Source organism: Bacillus sp. C30, from assembly GCF_040838255.1.
Lineage (GTDB): Bacteria > Bacillota > Bacilli > Bacillales > Bacillaceae_G > Bacillus_A > Bacillus_A mycoides.
This window is the reverse complement of sequence record NZ_JBFPJH010000010.1, coordinates 23,657-39,753: the sequence shown is the minus strand read 5'-3', so window position 1 is coordinate 39,753 and position 16,097 is coordinate 23,657. Positions and strand designations below refer to the sequence as shown.

19 protein-coding genes are annotated in these 16,097 nt (G+C 36.5%); 9 read left to right on the top strand and 10 right to left on the bottom strand.

The window, feature by feature from the left end; genetic code table 11:
• Nucleotides 1–532 precede the first annotated feature (532 nt).
• Nucleotides 533–1,216: an MgtC/SapB family protein gene (locus tag AB3X49_RS02640; RefSeq protein WP_002034530.1), complete on the top strand. Its 684-nt coding sequence runs from the start codon at nucleotides 533–535 to the stop codon at nucleotides 1,214–1,216.
• Between the two features lie 95 nt (nucleotides 1,217–1,311).
• Nucleotides 1,312–2,307 carry a potassium channel family protein gene (locus AB3X49_RS02635; protein WP_002191049.1) on the top strand — a complete coding sequence of 332 codons (996 nt, stop codon included), beginning with the start codon at nucleotides 1,312–1,314 and terminating at the stop codon, nucleotides 2,305–2,307.
• Here AB3X49_RS02635 and AB3X49_RS02630 read toward each other — a convergent pair.
• The gene (locus tag AB3X49_RS02630) at nucleotides 2,294–2,707 is read right to left on the bottom strand and encodes a YugN-like family protein (protein WP_002131278.1); all 414 of its coding nucleotides are present in this window, start codon (nucleotides 2,705–2,707) and stop codon (nucleotides 2,294–2,296) included. The genes AB3X49_RS02635 and AB3X49_RS02630 overlap by 14 nt on opposite strands.
• Before the next feature lie 108 nt (nucleotides 2,708–2,815).
• Nucleotides 2,816–4,168, bottom strand: coding sequence for a glucose-6-phosphate isomerase (locus AB3X49_RS02625; protein ID WP_002015845.1), 1,353 nt, complete (start codon nucleotides 4,166–4,168; stop codon nucleotides 2,816–2,818).
• 281 nt (nucleotides 4,169–4,449) lie between these two features.
• Here AB3X49_RS02625 and AB3X49_RS02620 point away from each other — a divergent pair, with 281 nt between their 5' ends.
• Entirely contained in the window at nucleotides 4,450–4,683 is a 234-nt protein-coding gene (locus AB3X49_RS02620; RefSeq protein ID WP_002034535.1) for a DUF378 domain-containing protein, read from the top strand.
• 112 nt (nucleotides 4,684–4,795) lie between these two features.
• Here AB3X49_RS02620 and yugI read toward each other — a convergent pair whose 3' ends face one another.
• The 3 genes from yugI to AB3X49_RS02605 all read right to left on the bottom strand — a co-directional run bounded on the left by yugI (nucleotide 4,796) and on the right by AB3X49_RS02605 (nucleotide 7,078).
• Nucleotides 4,796–5,140, bottom strand: a complete 345-nt coding sequence (gene yugI, locus AB3X49_RS02615) for a S1 domain-containing post-transcriptional regulator GSP13 (protein WP_002015848.1) — start codon at nucleotides 5,138–5,140, stop codon at nucleotides 4,796–4,798.
• 253 nt (nucleotides 5,141–5,393) lie between these two features.
• Nucleotides 5,394–6,584, bottom strand: coding sequence for an aminotransferase (locus tag AB3X49_RS02610; protein ID WP_367960364.1), 1,191 nt, complete (start codon nucleotides 6,582–6,584; stop codon nucleotides 5,394–5,396).
• The gene (locus AB3X49_RS02605; RefSeq protein WP_016106498.1) at nucleotides 6,581–7,078 is read right to left on the bottom strand and encodes an Lrp/AsnC family transcriptional regulator; all 498 of its coding nucleotides are present in this window, start codon (nucleotides 7,076–7,078) and stop codon (nucleotides 6,581–6,583) included. The genes AB3X49_RS02610 and AB3X49_RS02605 overlap by 4 nt, the downstream gene beginning before the upstream one ends.
• A 148-nt stretch (nucleotides 7,079–7,226) precedes the next feature.
• On the opposite strand from AB3X49_RS02605, the gene AB3X49_RS02600 reads away from it, so the two are divergent.
• Nucleotides 7,227–8,219, top strand: coding sequence for a 2-hydroxyacid dehydrogenase (locus AB3X49_RS02600; protein WP_033707944.1), 993 nt, complete (start codon nucleotides 7,227–7,229; stop codon nucleotides 8,217–8,219).
• 110 nt (nucleotides 8,220–8,329) lie between these two features.
• A complete protein-coding gene (locus AB3X49_RS02595; protein WP_002089283.1) occupies nucleotides 8,330–9,169 on the top strand; it encodes an alpha/beta fold hydrolase in 840 nt (279 codons plus the stop codon).
• A gap of 177 nt (nucleotides 9,170–9,346) precedes the next feature.
• On the opposite strand, the gene AB3X49_RS02590 is transcribed toward AB3X49_RS02595, so the two are convergent.
• The gene (locus AB3X49_RS02590; protein ID WP_002015854.1) at nucleotides 9,347–9,598 is read right to left on the bottom strand and encodes a YugE family protein; all 252 of its coding nucleotides are present in this window, start codon (nucleotides 9,596–9,598) and stop codon (nucleotides 9,347–9,349) included.
• Nucleotides 9,599–9,715: 117 nt separating this feature from the next.
• Between AB3X49_RS02590 and AB3X49_RS02585 the strand changes: the two genes are divergently transcribed.
• Entirely contained in the window at nucleotides 9,716–10,867 is a 1,152-nt protein-coding gene (locus AB3X49_RS02585; protein ID WP_367960362.1) for a MalY/PatB family protein, read from the top strand.
• 118 nt (nucleotides 10,868–10,985) lie between these two features.
• Here AB3X49_RS02585 and AB3X49_RS02580 read toward each other — a convergent pair whose 3' ends face one another.
• Together AB3X49_RS02580 and AB3X49_RS02575 are read right to left on the bottom strand one after the other, a co-directional pair.
• Nucleotides 10,986–11,525: a superoxide dismutase family protein gene (locus AB3X49_RS02580; protein ID WP_002089287.1), complete on the bottom strand. Its 540-nt coding sequence runs from the start codon at nucleotides 11,523–11,525 to the stop codon at nucleotides 10,986–10,988.
• Nucleotides 11,526–11,593: 68 nt separating this feature from the next.
• On the bottom strand, nucleotides 11,594–11,770 hold the full coding sequence (locus AB3X49_RS02575) for a hypothetical protein (protein WP_000982763.1): 177 nt from the start codon (nucleotides 11,768–11,770) through the stop codon (nucleotides 11,594–11,596).
• A 165-nt stretch (nucleotides 11,771–11,935) separates the two neighbouring features.
• On the opposite strand from AB3X49_RS02575, the gene kapB reads away from it, so the two are divergent.
• Nucleotides 11,936–12,319, top strand: a complete 384-nt coding sequence (kapB, locus tag AB3X49_RS02570; RefSeq protein ID WP_001209324.1) for a kinase-associated lipoprotein KapB — start codon at nucleotides 11,936–11,938, stop codon at nucleotides 12,317–12,319.
• A 40-nt stretch (nucleotides 12,320–12,359) separates the two neighbouring features.
• On the opposite strand, the gene kapD is transcribed toward kapB, so the two are convergent.
• On the bottom strand, nucleotides 12,360–12,983 hold the full coding sequence (kapD, locus tag AB3X49_RS02565; protein WP_367960360.1) for a 3'-5' exonuclease KapD: 624 nt from the start codon (nucleotides 12,981–12,983) through the stop codon (nucleotides 12,360–12,362).
• Nucleotides 12,984–13,273: 290 nt separating this feature from the next.
• Here kapD and AB3X49_RS02560 point away from each other — a divergent pair, with 290 nt between their 5' ends.
• Nucleotides 13,274–14,599, top strand: a complete 1,326-nt coding sequence (locus AB3X49_RS02560) for an ArsB/NhaD family transporter (RefSeq protein ID WP_002145115.1) — start codon at nucleotides 13,274–13,276, stop codon at nucleotides 14,597–14,599.
• 103 nt (nucleotides 14,600–14,702) lie between these two features.
• Here AB3X49_RS02560 and AB3X49_RS02555 read toward each other — a convergent pair whose 3' ends face one another.
• On the bottom strand, nucleotides 14,703–15,170 hold the full coding sequence (locus AB3X49_RS02555) for a hypothetical protein (RefSeq protein ID WP_002034556.1): 468 nt from the start codon (nucleotides 15,168–15,170) through the stop codon (nucleotides 14,703–14,705).
• 118 nt (nucleotides 15,171–15,288) lie between these two features.
• On the opposite strand from AB3X49_RS02555, the gene AB3X49_RS02550 reads away from it, so the two are divergent.
• Nucleotides 15,289–16,002, top strand: a complete 714-nt coding sequence (locus tag AB3X49_RS02550; RefSeq protein WP_353825593.1) for a DNA alkylation repair protein — start codon at nucleotides 15,289–15,291, stop codon at nucleotides 16,000–16,002.
• The last annotated feature ends 95 nt before the right edge of the window (nucleotides 16,003–16,097 follow it).

Sequence of the window (16,097 nt, the reverse complement as noted above, 5' to 3'; positions counted from 1 at the left end):
TAAAAATAAAAATTGACGTTCACGTTGTTTGTTTCGTTCAGTTTTCAAAGAACTTATCTGCCGCTTCAGAAGCGACTTCATCATATTAACATCTTCATTTTTCGATGTCAACTATGTTTTTCAATTTCTTTTTTGTCGTTTTCTGCGTTTCTGCATCAGCGACGTTTATTAATATATCATGTGAAAAAATGAAATGCAACACCTTTTGAAAACTTTTTTGAAACCAACTACATTTCTTTTTTAATATCATATACTTAAACGAAACATCTCTTTCATTTCTAAGTAATTCCTACATATATTCTATAGAAAGTCACTCTGTCAAAAAACGTTTCTTTCTATATAAAGTGAAACTTTAATCAGTGGGGGGTGTTCACCCCCCACTGATTATTAGCCTTCACCAATCGGGCATTTACGGGCAGTCGTCTCCCACCTAACTTTCTCGCATTCGGCGAATTTTGAGGCGGGGCTGACTGCCCGTTAATGTGGGATAAACGTTTTATTCATATACCATATCATACAAGGAGGAATATACATGGACTACACCGACTTATTAATAAAACTAGGTCTCTCGGCTATTTTAGGATTCGCTATCGGTTTAGAGCGTGAATTAAAACGTAAACCACTCGGCTTAAAAACGTGTTTAGTTATTTCTATTATTAGTTGCCTCCTAACTATTGTTTCTATTAAAGCAGCTTACAACTTACCACATACCGATCATATGAATATGGATCCACTTCGACTTGCCGCTCAAATTGTATCAGGAATTGGTTTTTTAGGTGCCGGTGTAATTTTACGCAGAGGAAACGATAGTATTGCGGGGTTAACGACCGCCGCTATGATTTGGGGTGCTTCTGGCATCGGCATTGCCGTTGGAGCTGGTTTCTATATCGAGGCTATTTTCGGAATGTGTTTCCTTATGATTAGTGTAGAACTTATACCATTAGCGATGAAATACGTCGGTCCTAGATCATTTCGCCAACGTGATATCGCAGTGAAACTCGTTGTACGAAATATGGACAATATCCCGACCGTAATTGAAGAAATAAAAGAAATGGATATAAAAGTTAAGAACATGAAGCTCAAAACATTGGAAAATGGTTCGCACTATTTACATTTAAAATTGTCTATCGATCAAAAAAGACATACTGCTGATGTTTATTATGCTCTTCAGCATCTTGAAAGTGTTCAACAAACTGAAGTTGAAAGTATGTATTAATTATGAAATGAACTCTCTTTTTAATTAGAGAGTTTTTCTTTTTTCTATAATGGTAACAATGAATGTAGTCCTGAAAAGTAAGGAGGAATAGGAACTTGAAATCCCGTCCGAATTTAGTAGATACATTTCGTGATTCCATTATTTTTCGTTTAATTTGCTTTATTATTGTACTTACTGCCTTCTCCGGCTTTCTTATACATATATTAGAGCCATCTCACTTCACCACATGGTTCGACGGGGTTTGGTGGTCAATCGTTACCATTTTCACCGTTGGATACGGCGATTTCGCCCCCCATACAACGATAGGAAAACTTATTGGTATATGTATTATTTTATTAGGAACGGGATTTTGTTCTTATTATATGGTTCTATTCGCTACCGACATGATTAATAAACAATATATGAGAATTAAAGGTGAGGCAGCTGCTACCTCTAATGGTCATATGATTATCGTTGGCTGGAATGAGCGTGCAAAACATGTTGTAAAACAAATGCACATATTACAACCGAACCTTGATATCGTTTTAATTGATGAAACACTTTCTTTACTTCCAAAGCCATTTCATCATTTAGAATTTATAAAAGGTTGTCCGCATCACGATCAAACTTTATTAAAAGCTAACATTACAACAGCTCACACTATATTAATAACAGCGGATAAAGAGAAGAACGAAAGCTTAGCAGATACACAGTCCATTTTAAATATTTTAACTGCAAAAGGACTTAATCCAAACATTCACTGCATCGCTGAACTTCTTACTTCTGAACAAATCCAAAATGCAACGAGAGCTGGCGTATCAGAAATTATAGAAGGAAATAAATTAACGAGCTATGTATTTACCGCTTCTCTTTTATTCCCTTCCATTTCAGGTGTACTATTCTCACTTTACGATGAAATCTCTGATAACAAATTACAACTGATGGAGATTCCCCCGTCCTGCACCGGACAATCCTTTGCAAATTGTAGCTATACTCTTTTAAAGCAAAACATTCTCTTACTAGGTGTAAAGCGCGACGAACAATATATGATCAATCCAGTTCATTCTTTCATTCTCATCGAAAGCGACATACTCATCGTTATTCACCATTAAAAAAATGATTTTCTAGTTCTTGTACCAATACTTTACCAATATTGACATACTTTCTTTTCACATCTCCATCTGGATCTTGCGGCTCCGCAAATTGATCCAATCCACTCGTTCCAGCTGTTAAAGCATTAACATTATCATCTAGTTCGTCTTGATATACGTGTGAAAGAATATACGGTGTTTCAAGACGGACTATTACACCAGGCACATCTAGTTCCCCATCCACCGCTGTAAATGGTACGCGTAAAAATTGATACCCTTCTTCTTCGTCGATTTTATAATCAAAGCATCCTTTATCATAATCCCAATTGCCGCCAATACTATATCCAAGTGGTTTCATAACCTCTTCTAACTTATATAACGCATATGTACATCCTTCTAATTTTGATTGAATCGGAATCAAGCCCATCCCTCCTAGACTTTTCCTTTAGCATACCCATTCTAGTTTGAATATACCGATGTACCTTTCAATAAAATAATAAAAGGCGACCGGAGACCCGATCGCTTTTTATTATTTTAAACGCTCTTCTAATTCTGCTTTTAATTCTTCAAATCCTGGTTTACCAAGTAAAGCAAACATGTTTTTCTTGTATGCTTCTACTCCTGGTTGGTCAAATGGATTTACGCCTAATAGGTAGCCGCTCATCGCACATGCTTTTTCGAAGAAGTATACAAGGTAACCGAATGTGTACTCATTTAATTCAGGGATGTTTACGATTAAGTTTGGTACTCCGCCATCGCTATGTGCAAGTAATGTACCTTCGTATGCTTTTGTGTTTACGAAGTCTATCGTTTCACCAGCAAGGTAGTTTAATCCATCTAAATCGTTGTCGTCTAATTCGATTTTTAGTTCGTGTGTAGATTTACCTACTTTAAGAACTGTTTCGAATAGGTCACGACGACCTTCTTGAATGTATTGACCTAATGAGTGTAAGTCCGTTGAGAAGTTTGCTGAAGATGGGAAAATACCTTTTTGATCTTTTCCTTCACTTTCACCAAATAACTGTTTCCACCACTCAGAGAAGTAGTGAAGTGCTGGCTCATAGTTAACAAGCATTTCAATTGTTTTCCCTTTATTATATAGAGCATTACGAACTACTGCGTATTGGTAAGCTGGGTTTTCTTCAAGTTCTGATTTCGCGAAATCATTATGACCAGCAGCTGCACCTTTCATCATCTCTTCAATGTTTAGGCCACTTACAGCGATTGGCAATAAACCTACTGGTGTTAATACAGAGAAACGACCGCCAACATCATCTGGAATAACGAACGTTTCGTAGCCTTCATTATCAGATAATGTTTTTAAAGCACCGCGCGCTTTATCTGTAGTCGCATAAATACGTTTGCGTGCTTCTTCTTTTCCATACTTTTCTTCTAATAATTTACGGAAAATACGGAATGCGATTGCAGGCTCTGTTGTTGTACCTGATTTGGAAATAACGTTAATAGAAAAGTCTTTACCTTCTAGTACGTCCATTAAATCTTTCATGTAAGTGGAGCTAATGTTTTGTCCAACAAATAGCACTTGTGGAGTTTTACGTTGTTCTTTAGAAAGCGTGTTATAGAAAGAATGGTTTAACATTTCAATTGCTGCGCGTGCTCCTAGGTAAGAACCACCAATACCTACAACAAGTAAAATGTCAGAGTCATTTTTAATTTTTTCTGCGCATTTTTGAATGCGAGCAAATTCTTCTTTGTCATATTGAAGCGGAAGCTCTACCCACCCAAGGAAATCGTTCCCAGCTCCAGTTTTTTCGTGGATTGCATGATGTGTTACTTTTACTGCATCACGTAAATAAGTTAGTTCATTTTCACCGATGAAGGATAACGCTTTAGAATAGTCGAACGTTACATGTGTACTCATCTTTTTCCCTCCAATTATGTATATGTATTTCTGTATTCACTTTAGCGAAACTAAAGTTGTAAATCAAGCGATTCAACAATTGTAAACGTAACCATTATTTATTTTTTAGAAAAAGTTCATTTTTTGCATAAAAATTCGAATTTTTCGGTATAGATGTATATACATCGTTTTTCGTACATTTTTCATGTATAAAAACAACAAAACTATACCATTCTATAAAGGAGTTAAATTTTCTTATTAACTCCTTGCTTGCTCACGCTTCACATTAAGGGGGGCTTTTCATGAGTACCTTGCAACGTATCGCATTAGTCTTCACTGTAATCGGCGCTGTTAACTGGGGACTGATCGGGTTCTTCCAGTTTGACTTAGTAGCGGCTATTTTCGGGGGACAGAACTCAGCTCTTGCACGTATTATTTACGGCATCGTTGGTATTTCTGGGCTTATCAATCTCGGCTTACTATTTAAACCATCCGAGAATCTTGGTACTCACCCAGAAACACATGAAATTCAATAGTCAGTATGTCTTTTTCGCCTCCGACATACGAATATGATTGCATGCAATCATATTTGCAAATATATATATCATAAGTCACAGTAAAAGAGGAACGCTCATATGCGTTCCTCTTTTACTTTATTACCTCCGACTCTTCAATCCATTCTGCTAGCTTTTCTCGCAGTGTATTAAATCCGTTCTCTGATGGATTCGGTATAAGAATTCGTCCTTGCTTTCTTTTCGCCGCTTTTAACGATAAACTCATTTTTCTGTGTTCTTCATCAATTGAAAGTACTTTTACTTCTACTGTATCTCCGACCTTTAAAAAGTCATGAATGTCTTTTACATACCCATTTGTGATTTCAGATATATGCACAAGTCCTTGTGTTTCTGCATCCAAAGCTACAAATGCACCGTAATCTTGAATTCCAGTTACTTTCCCTGTTACAACCACTCCCGTTGTATATTGTTCTGACATGTGAAACACTCCCATACGTTTACCATTTTCTCTACAATTGTAAATAGCAAAGCAGATGTATTTATTGTTAAATATCCGATTAGTGAGTAAGTATCCTAAGTAAAACACCGAGGATACTCTCACCTTATATTAGTAAATTATACCACTTTGATAGAACTCATTCAAAATTCACGAAAAAATTTCCTGTAATACGTATAATTCTCCAATATTAGGATAGAATACTAACACATGGCTTTCTAGTATTCCCCCCCTTTTATGGACAAAACGTATTGTGTTTTGTCCTTTTTTTATTCTCTATGAACCGTTCCATTCTCTTCATTGCTTCCATAAGTTGCTCAAGCGATGTCGCATATGAACAACGAATAAATCCTTCACCACTCCCGCCAAACACATTTCCAGGAACAACAGCCACTTTTTCTTCTAATAATAATTGTTCTGCAAATTCTGCTGAAGATAGTCCGGTTGAAGCTATAGAAGGGAAGACATAAAATGCCCCGCCTGGCACATCACATGTTAAGCCCATTTCATTGAAAGATGTCGTCATAAAGTTACGACGTTTTTTATAGCTATCTCTCATTCGAATTACTTCATCATTTCCCCCGCGTAATGCTTCAAGTGCTGCAAATTGAGACATCGTCGGTGCACACATCATTGAATACTGGTGGATTTTGAGCATTAATTCTGAAAATTGAACAGGGGCTGCAATCATCCCAAGACGCCATCCCGTCATGGCAAACCCTTTTGAAAACCCTGAAATTAAAATCGTATGGTCACGCATATTTTTAATACTCGCGAAACTCGTATATGCTTCGTCGTATACGAGCTCTGCATAAATTTCATCCGATAACACGATTAAATTATACTTCTCAACAATAACAGCTAGCTTTTCTAATTCGGATTTATTTAACATTGCGCCTGTTGGGTTATTGGGAGAACAAAGTAATATTGCCTTTGTTTTCGTTGTAATAGCTGCTTCAATTTGATCTGGCTGTACTTTAAATTCATCTTCTAATGAAGTCGCCACTGGAACTGGGACCCCGCCCGCTAACGTAACAAGCGGTGCATACGAAACGAAACTTGGTTCAATAATAAGTATTTCATCATCAGGATTTACAATAGCACGCATCGCTACATCTAGCGCTTGACTCGCTCCAACTGTAACAATGATTTCATCATTCGGATCATAAGATACTGCAAATTGTTTTTTTAGATACTTTGCTATTTCTTGACGGAGCTCCAATAATCCTGCATTTGCTGTATATGACGTATATCCTTGTTCTAAAGAACGAATACATGCTTGCCTTACATTCCAAGGTGTAACAAAGTCCGGCTCTCCCACTCCAAGTGAAATAACACCTTTCATACTTGCCGCTAAATCAAAAAACTTTCGTATACCGGACGGTTGTAAAGATTCTGCTACTCTAGATAGGTCAAATTGCTTCACGGTGTCACCACAATTCTCTTATCATCATCTGTCTTTTCATAAATAATCCCCTCATGTTTATACTTCTTCAAAATAAAATGAGTTGTCGTTGAAACGACAGATTCAATTGTTGCTAATTTCTCAGAAACAAACATAGCTACTTCTCCCATCGTCTTTCCTTCTAATGTAATAGAAAGGTCATATGTCCCAGACATTAAATAAACGGATTTCACTTCTGAATAGCGATAAATTTGTTCAGCTACTGCATCAAAACCGACACCACGCTTCGGTGTAACTTTCACATCAATCATCGCCGTTAAACCAGTATGTTCTTTCACTTTTGTCCAATCGATATGTGTTACATAGTCCACGATAATCTTTTCACTTTCTAATTTCGTAACCATTTTTTTCGCTTCTTCTACTTCTATATTTAACAACTTCGCTAATGTATCTACAGATAAACGACTATTCTTTTCAAGACAAGCTAATAATTCCAATTCTTTCTCTGTCACCATATAAATCATCCTTCCTTTTAGTTTCTGTCTAAATTATACAAATACTCTTTCCAGTTTGAAAAGAAGATTTTTTTTGAGAATTATGTCAAAATAAAGTGAAACTTTAATCAGCGGAATGCTTTATCCCGCTGATTATTAGCACACACCAATCCAGGTAAAGAGGAAAGGGGATGGAACCGTGAAACCAAAAGTATATATTGCCGAACCAGTTCCAACATTTGTAGAAAACTATTTATCAGAACACTGTGATTTTGAAAAATGGGATCAAAACGAGAAAGTACCTCGTGATGTTCTATTAGAAAAAATAAAAGATAAAGATGGGTTATTAAATTTCGGATCTACTATAAATGAAGAGTTATTGCAGGTTGCTCCTAATTTAAAAGTAGTAAGTAACATTTCTGTTGGCCATGATAACTTTGATTTAAAAGCGATGGAAAAACAAAATGTTATCGGAACGAATACTCCATATGTGTTAGATGATACAGTAGCCGATCTCGTTTTCGCTCTTATGTTATCTGCTGGTCGCCGTGTTTGCGAACTCAATTCCTATGTAAAAAATGGTGAATGGAACGCTGAAATTGGAAAAGAACACTTCGGACTAGATGTACATCATAGTACGATTGGTATTATCGGAATGGGACGAATTGGAGAAGCTGTCGCAAAACGAGCGAAATTCGGCTTTGATATGAATGTCCTTTACTATAATCGTCGCCGTAAAGAAGAAGCTGAGCAAAAATTTGATGCTACATATTGTGATTTACAAACTTTAATCAAACAATCTGATTTTATTATTCTTCTTACTCCATTAACAGATGAAACGTATCATCTTATCGGTGAAAAGGAATTTTCACTAATGAAAGAAACAGCAATTTTCATTAATGCTTCTCGCGGGAAAACAGTAGATGAAACTGCATTAATTCATGCGTTAACAGAAAAGAAAATATTTGCAGCCGGCATCGACACATTTACACAAGAGCCAATTCAAAAAGAGAATCCGCTCTTATCATTACAAAACGTTGTAACTTTACCGCACATCGGATCTGCAACATTAAAAACTCGGCAGCAAATGGCAATGACAGCTGCTGAAAATTTAGTAGCAGGATTACAAGGAAAAACACCACCTAATATTGTGCGTGGGTAATTATAAATAAGCGAAAGGCAAGATGACGATGTCATCTTGCCTTTTTTTGTTAACATATTTTGTTTCTTGCCGGGAGATGATATGAACAAAAATCAATGGAGTGACAAAAAATGAACCATGAATGCAAATGCCCTTACTTCACTTTTTCCACTCGCGGGACTACTATTCATTACGAATTGTATGAACATAATACTAAAAAAGAACGACCTACTTTCGTACTCGTTCACGGCTTCCTCTCTTCCTCATTTAGCTATCGACGACTCATTCCTTTACTAACAAAGGAAGGTACAGTAATTGCCCTTGATTTACCACCATTCGGAAAAAGTGATAAATCTCATCTCTTTAAATATTCTTATCACAATTTAGCAGCTATTATTATCGATTTAATCGAACATTTATCTCTCGCGAATATTGTATTAGTTGGCCATTCTATGGGCGGACAAATTTCACTCTTTGTAAACCGTTTACGCCCTGAATTAATTTCAAAGACGATTTTACTATGTAGCTCTAGTTATTTAGCACGCGCAAACTTACCTTTACTGTACTCCTCTTATTTACCATTCTTCCACTTATACGTGAAGAACTGGATTATTCGAAGGGGCATCGTCCATAACTTAATGAATGTCGTTCATGACCATTCATTAATTGACAATGAAATGATGGAAGGCTATGCTGCTCCTTTTTATGATGATCGTATATTCCCTGCTTTAACTCGAATGATAAGAGACCGTGAAGGTGACTTATCTTCAACTGAATTACAAAAAATCGAAACCCCAGTATTACTCATTTGGGGTGAAAAAGATCGCGTCGTCCCTGTACATGTAGGACACCGTCTCCATAAGGACCTACCTAATTCAACTTTCATTTCTTACGAAAATACAGGGCACTTACTACCTGAAGAAAAGCCCGATCATGTTTATGAAGAAATTATTACGTTTGCGACGCAATAAAGTGAAGCTTTAATCCGTGGGGGTTTTTACGGGCAGTTTGATTTCTCGCCTAACCTCTTTGCTTCAACTGAATTTTGAGGCGGGAGTCTTACTGCCCGTTAAAGCGGGATAAAGTGAAGCTTTAATCAATCAGTACAAATGAAAATAAACAAAAAGGCTGTCGTAAATTCCGACAGCCTATAACGAACAACTTCCGCCTTCTTTTAGTACGAGTAACTCTACTGCTAATTTTTCGCATTTTTCAAGTGCAGGTACTTCTTCAAAAGACATAAAGTATATATGTTGAATCTTCTTTGCGATGTATTTCGGATCATCAAACACACTTACGACGTTTACAACATCGCTCGCTTCTGTTTCATAAAACTCCGGTCCCATTTGAAACGGATCCCAATTTTTCACAACCTCAATCATTTTGTCATATGCACCCATCTGCTTCCCGCCTTTTCACTTTTTAATGCTTTTCTTTATCGTATCACATCAGCTATTCTATAAGAAGAGTGAGAATTTTCATAACTTAACAGTTTGACAGAAGAAAGGAGCAGACATATGCAACTATTTCATAAAACGGTAAATCGTCGCGGAACGCATAGTACAAAATGGGATACATATAAAAATGAAGAGCTCATCCACGCTTGGATTGCCGATATGGATTTTGAAGTACCAAAACCAATTCAAACTGCATTACAAAAACGCACAGAACATCCTATTTTCGGCTATACACTTCCTCCTGAAAATATTGGGGATATCATTTGTAATTGGACGAAAAGCCAATACAATTGGGAAATACAAAAAGAATGGATTGTATTTAGCGCAGGTATCGTTCCAGCTCTTAGTACGAGCATACAAGCTATAACGAAAGAAGGAGAAGCCGTACTCGTACAACCTCCTATTTATCCACCATTTTTTGAAATGGTCAAAACAAATAATAGACAATTATGTGAGAGTCCCTTATTTAAACAAAATGGCATATATAAGATAGACTTCGAGCATCTAGAAACTCAATTTAAACAAGGTGTAAAACTAATGCTTCTTTGCAGCCCTCACAATCCTATCGGGCGCGTTTGGACGAAAGAGGAGCTAACAAAACTCGGTACGTTATGTACGCAATATAATGTAACCGTTGTCGCGGATGAAATTCACGCCGATATTATTTATAGAGGCCATACTCATACACCGTTTGCTTCTTTATCTGAAGAATTAGCAGCACGCACTATTACTTGTATGGCTCCGAGCAAAACATTTAATATCGCTGGATTACAAGCATCGATCATTATTATTCCGAATGAAAATCTCCGTAATGCCTTTATGTCTATCCAATATAGACAAGGATTCCACGGATTAAATACATTTGCGTATACAGCAATGCAAAGTGCCTATACAGAATGTAATGATTGGCTAAATGAAATTCGATTGTACGTTGAAGATAACGCTCAATTTGCTTGTAAGTATATTCAAAATCACATACCAGCTCTTTCTGTAATTAAACCAGAAGGTAGTTTTTTACTGTGGATTGATTGTTCCCACTTGGATCTTTCTCAAGATGAACGAACAGCATTGCTTGAAGAGAAAGGTAAAATCATCGTTGAGCCTGGTGAGAAATACGGAACAGGTGGAGAAGCCTATATCCGAATTAACATTGGCTGTCCTAGATCTGTTTTAGAAGAAATTTTAAACAGACTACACCATACATTCTCATAACAAAAAAGGAGGCTATCCCAAAATGATTTTGGGATAGCCTCCTTTTTTTCGATAAATCGATATAATTCCACTTACTATCAGGCGGTTTTACAACAAAATCTATCATTCACGGTAGCTTCTATTTTTTCTTCAGATCCGACGCTTTTTTTACGATAACACCGCAAGCAATTCGGCCACCAGATTTACCAGTTGGTTGCGTCATACCATCATCAGCGTTTTCTGTAATAATAATAGACGCTCCATCTTTTCTATGAATCGTCGTTTTTCCTTCTTCAAGCGTTATATGCGGAGCATCGATTTCTGCTTTAATCTTTCCCGAACCGTCTGCAACTACATTCGGTAAATCACCATTTTCCGCACCTTTCGGATTCAAGAGCCCATGTTTTTTATTATCTGGATTAAAATGATTCCCAGATGATTCGAAACTAGGCGCTTTACATTCTCCGATTTCGTGTACATGTATACCGTGTGGTCCTGGTGTAAAACCTTCCGCTTTAATCGTAATTTTCACTCCACTTGTTTGCTGAGCTACTTTTGCAGTCCCAACTTCATCACCTGAAGCATTATGTAATTTCACATCAATTTCTTTCGGCTTCCCTTGGTCACAACCCGCCATTAGAAATAATAAACAACAACTGAAAAAAAGCCGTCTTTTCATTCAATTCCCTCCAAAATGCTTTCTGCCCTTAGATTGTCCGAGCATAGAGGGAAACATACAAAAATGAGTTACTGTTTCTTTTCAGCTAAAAGCTTTTCTTCTACTTTCTGTAATCTCTCCGCTTCTCGTTTTGATACACGAATAAACATACGCCACGTAGCAACCGCACCGATGATAAATAGAACGCAAACAATACCTGGAATAATATATTCTGTTTTATCTTCCGGAAAATATAAAGGCATCATACGGAACACTCCTTATTATAGGATTCAAAAAACATCAGAATTTTCTATTTTATCATCTTAAATTATAATTGAATCCTGTCATATTCTCAAGGGGGCGTCCCGAAAGCGAATGATTTCTTTGACTCCTTCGCGCACTTTCCTTACTATAAACTTGAGGTGAAAAATATGAGAGAAACATTTGAAATTGGTGAAATCGTTACTGGCATTTATAAAACTGGAAAATACATCGGCGAAATTACAAATAGCCGTCCTGGCAGTTACGTCGTAAAAGTACTAGCTGTTTTAAAACATCCAGTGCAAGGTGATTTACATAATGTAAAACAAGCTGACGTACCATTCTTCCATGAAAGACGTGCTTTAGCTTTTCGTGAACAGACGAACATTCCAGAGCAAATGGTGAAGAAATATGAAGGAGAAATTCCGGATTATACAGAGTCACTAAAATTAGCATTAGAAACTCAAATGAATTCATTTTCTGAAGATGATTCACCTTTTGCGGGGCGTAGTCTAGAAACACTTCAGCAATTGAAGCAAGATTACAAACTTTAAAAAACAAAACGACCAAATTACATATTTTGCAATTTGGTCGTTACTGTGTACTCACGTTCTTTAACACTTTCGAAAAATCAACAAGTTCCCCTAATGTCGGAGGTGCTGGTTTGACTAAATACTCTTTATCTTTTTCTACTAACTTAAAAATATTATATGTCGTCATCGCATCATCAAGTGCACAATGATGCTTTCCAGTTCCTGCTTTTCCATACGCCTCAATTGCTTTCCACAGCCCTGTTTGATTTCTCTCTCCAAAAAACTTCTTATACTCAAGCGATAAATCACGACACTGTCCAAAGAATGGAAATTCTAATCCCGCCATTTCACAGTTATGCTTTAAGACTTTCATATCCATATTTCCCCACGTTACAATTGTCGGTTTACAACTCTTTTCATATTCTGCAAGTTTCTCAACAAGTTCATGAAAAGAAATTCCTTTGTCCACTACTTCCTGTTTAATTCCTAAAAATTTTTTACATCGATCCGTTAAAGACGGAAATGTTTTCGGTCTAATATGCGATGAATACGTATCTTCCACCTTACAGCCAACAACTGAAACGAGTCCGACCTCAATAATTTCTGGGAAAAAACCTTTTGGCTTTTTTCTATGCTGGGGCATCGTAAACTCAAAGTCTAAAAACAAAAATCGTTGTTCATCCATACGATCCCTTCCTTATCATCTTTGTCATTCCTTTCTATTTGATACTCCTACACGAACAAGCTCGAATGCTGATTCGATTTTAAATATTCAGATTGGATGTATCTTATATATATGTCAGATGCCCACAAATATTTTTAAAAATAAGAAAAAATGACCTATGCAGAAAATATGACAAAATAAACCCTTTCATTTACATCCGCCATTTTTCTACTTTATAATGACGTTATGTGTGTTTCATCTAGTTAATTTTTTGACACACTAAGAAAAGTGAATGAAAGGAGATGAGAGTTTTGCACGAAACAACGCAAGAACTCGCAAACTGGCAGTATTATTTCGCTATCGCAGTCTTTTTAATTACATATGCCATTATTATTTCTGAAAAAATTAACCGTGCTGTCATCGCACTTCTTGGTGCAGCATTCATGGTAATTGCAGGGGTCGTTGACTTACACAATGCCTTTACGAAACATATTGAATGGGGAACAATTACATTACTCATCGGTATGATGATACTCGTAAACATTACAAGTAAGTCAGGTGTCTTCCAATACGTTGCCATTAAAGCCGCAAAAGGAGCACAAGGAAATCCAATTAAAATTTTAATTTCACTTTCCTTACTTACCGCGCTCGGTTCCGCATTTTTAGATAACGTTACAACAGTACTTCTTGTTGTTCCAGTTACTTTATCTATTACGCGCATCTTGCAAGTAAATCCTGTTCCATATTTACTTTCTGAAATTATTTTTTCAAATATCGGAGGAACAGCAACATTAATTGGTGATCCGCCAAATATTATGATTGGTTCTGCAAATAAGCATTTAGATTTCAATGCTTTCTTATTCAACTTAGCACCTATCGTAATCATCATTATTGCTGTTACAGCAACAATTCTTTACTTCATGTACCGTAAGCAATTAATTGCTGATCCTGTACAAATTAAAAAATTAATGAGCTTAGATGAAAAACAATACATTAAAGACCCAGTATTAATGAAGAAATCTTTAACAGTACTTGGCCTTACTATTTTAGGTTTCATGACTCATTCCATTTTCCATATTGATGCAGCTATCATCGCCTTAACTGGCGCTACTGTACTTATGCTAATCGGTGTGAAAGAGCATGAAATTGAAGAGGTATTCGCAAGTGTAGAGTGGGTAACAATCTTCTTCTTCGCGGGACTATTCGTACTCGTTGGAGGACTTATTGATATCGGGCTTATCAAAATGTTAGCTCAAAAAGTAATTGGAATAACAGGCGGAGATATTTCTCAGGCATCTATCCTTGTTCTATGGGTATCTGGTATCGCCTCTGCAACAATCGATAACATTCCATTCGTTGCAACAATGATTCCACTTATTAACGATATGGCAGTTGGGCTAGGTTTATCACCTTCTGACGCACAAATCGACGTACTATGGTGGGCATTAGCATTAGGGGCTTGCTTAGGTGGAAACGGAACATTAATCGGAGCTTCTGCTAACGTAATCGTAGCCGGAATCGCAAGTCGTGAAGGACATAAATTCAGCTACATGGAATTCCTTAAAGTCGGCTTCCCAATTATGATCGTTTCATTAATCATTTCTCATATTTACATTTACTTACGCTATCTTATGTAGTAGAAAAAAGCGCCCTGCTCAGCAGGGCGCTTTCGTTCTTTTTTCAGCATATCCGAATTATTATAGAACCAAATATATCGACCGCTCGACAACTTTGATACGCCTACTCGTTATACCTCACCGGCTCATTCCGAATAATGAACAAATGAATCGGCAAGAAAACCGAAAATGTGATTGTATGAATGATCGTAAATAGTATGGAATTCGTTCCGTATCTATCCAAAATAGCATAGATAAGATAAATAGACAGTACAAGTGATACAGCTGTTGCTAATATATATAGAATTGGTACGAAATTAAAGATGAAGCATCCAACATATATGCCAAATACTTTCCATCCTGCTTCTTCTTTCAAGAAATCTGGTAATTTATCTTTCGCTAAATCACCCCATATCTTACTATTTATAAACGGAATAAAAGCAAGAACACCATCAGTTGCACCATCATTTTTCGCCATCGTATAAAGTGCAAAAGCCGTTAACAAATACGAAATAATTGCCCAAATTATTATAACAAGCATAAACGCAAAACTAAGAGCAAAGAAACCTGCTAGTACGCCTTGATCTTCCATCTTATCCTCTCCTCTCTCTTCTCAACATATTTCATTACAGTGCAAGTTATGTTTTAAAATTTAACCAAACTCTTTGTATAATAAGAAGAGAAAGATAATGAGAGAGGAGTACATACCTATGCATCCATTTGTAAAGGCATTACAAGAGCATTTTACAGCTCATCAAAATCCCGAAAAAGCAGAACCGATGGCACGTTATATGAAAAATCACTTCCCGTTTCTCGGTATTCAAACTCCTGAGAGAAGACAGTTATTGAAAGACGTCATTCAAATACATACTCTCCCAGATAAAAAGGACTTCCAAATTATCGTGCGTGAACTTTGGGACCTACCAGAACGTGAATTTCAAGCTGCCGCACTCGATATCATGCAAAAATATAAAAAACACATAAATGAAACTCACATCCCATTTTTAGAAGAACTTATTGTCACAAAATCTTGGTGGGATTCTGTTGATAGCATCGTCCCTACATTTTTAGGTGCTATCTTTTTAAAACATCCAGAATTAATTTCCGCATATATTCCAAAGTGGATTGCATCAGAAAACATATGGTTACAACGTGCCGCTATTTTATTCCAGCTGAAATATAAACAAAAAATGGATGAAGAACTCCTTTTCTGGATTATCGGTCAACTACATTCCTCAAAAGAATTTTTCATTCAAAAAGCAATTGGCTGGGTCCTTCGCGAATATGCAAAAACAAAACCAGATGTAGTATGGGAATACGTTCAAAACAACGAACTCGCTCCATTAAGTAAACGCGAAGCAATTAAGCACATTAAAGAAAATTACGGAATAAATAACGAAAAAATAGGCGAAACTCTATCCTAGATGGGCACGTTCCTCTATTGAGATTTAAAAAAGAACGTGTTAAAATATGTTCATTATTATTAATATAAGTAGCGATGACGGACTTATAAGTACTT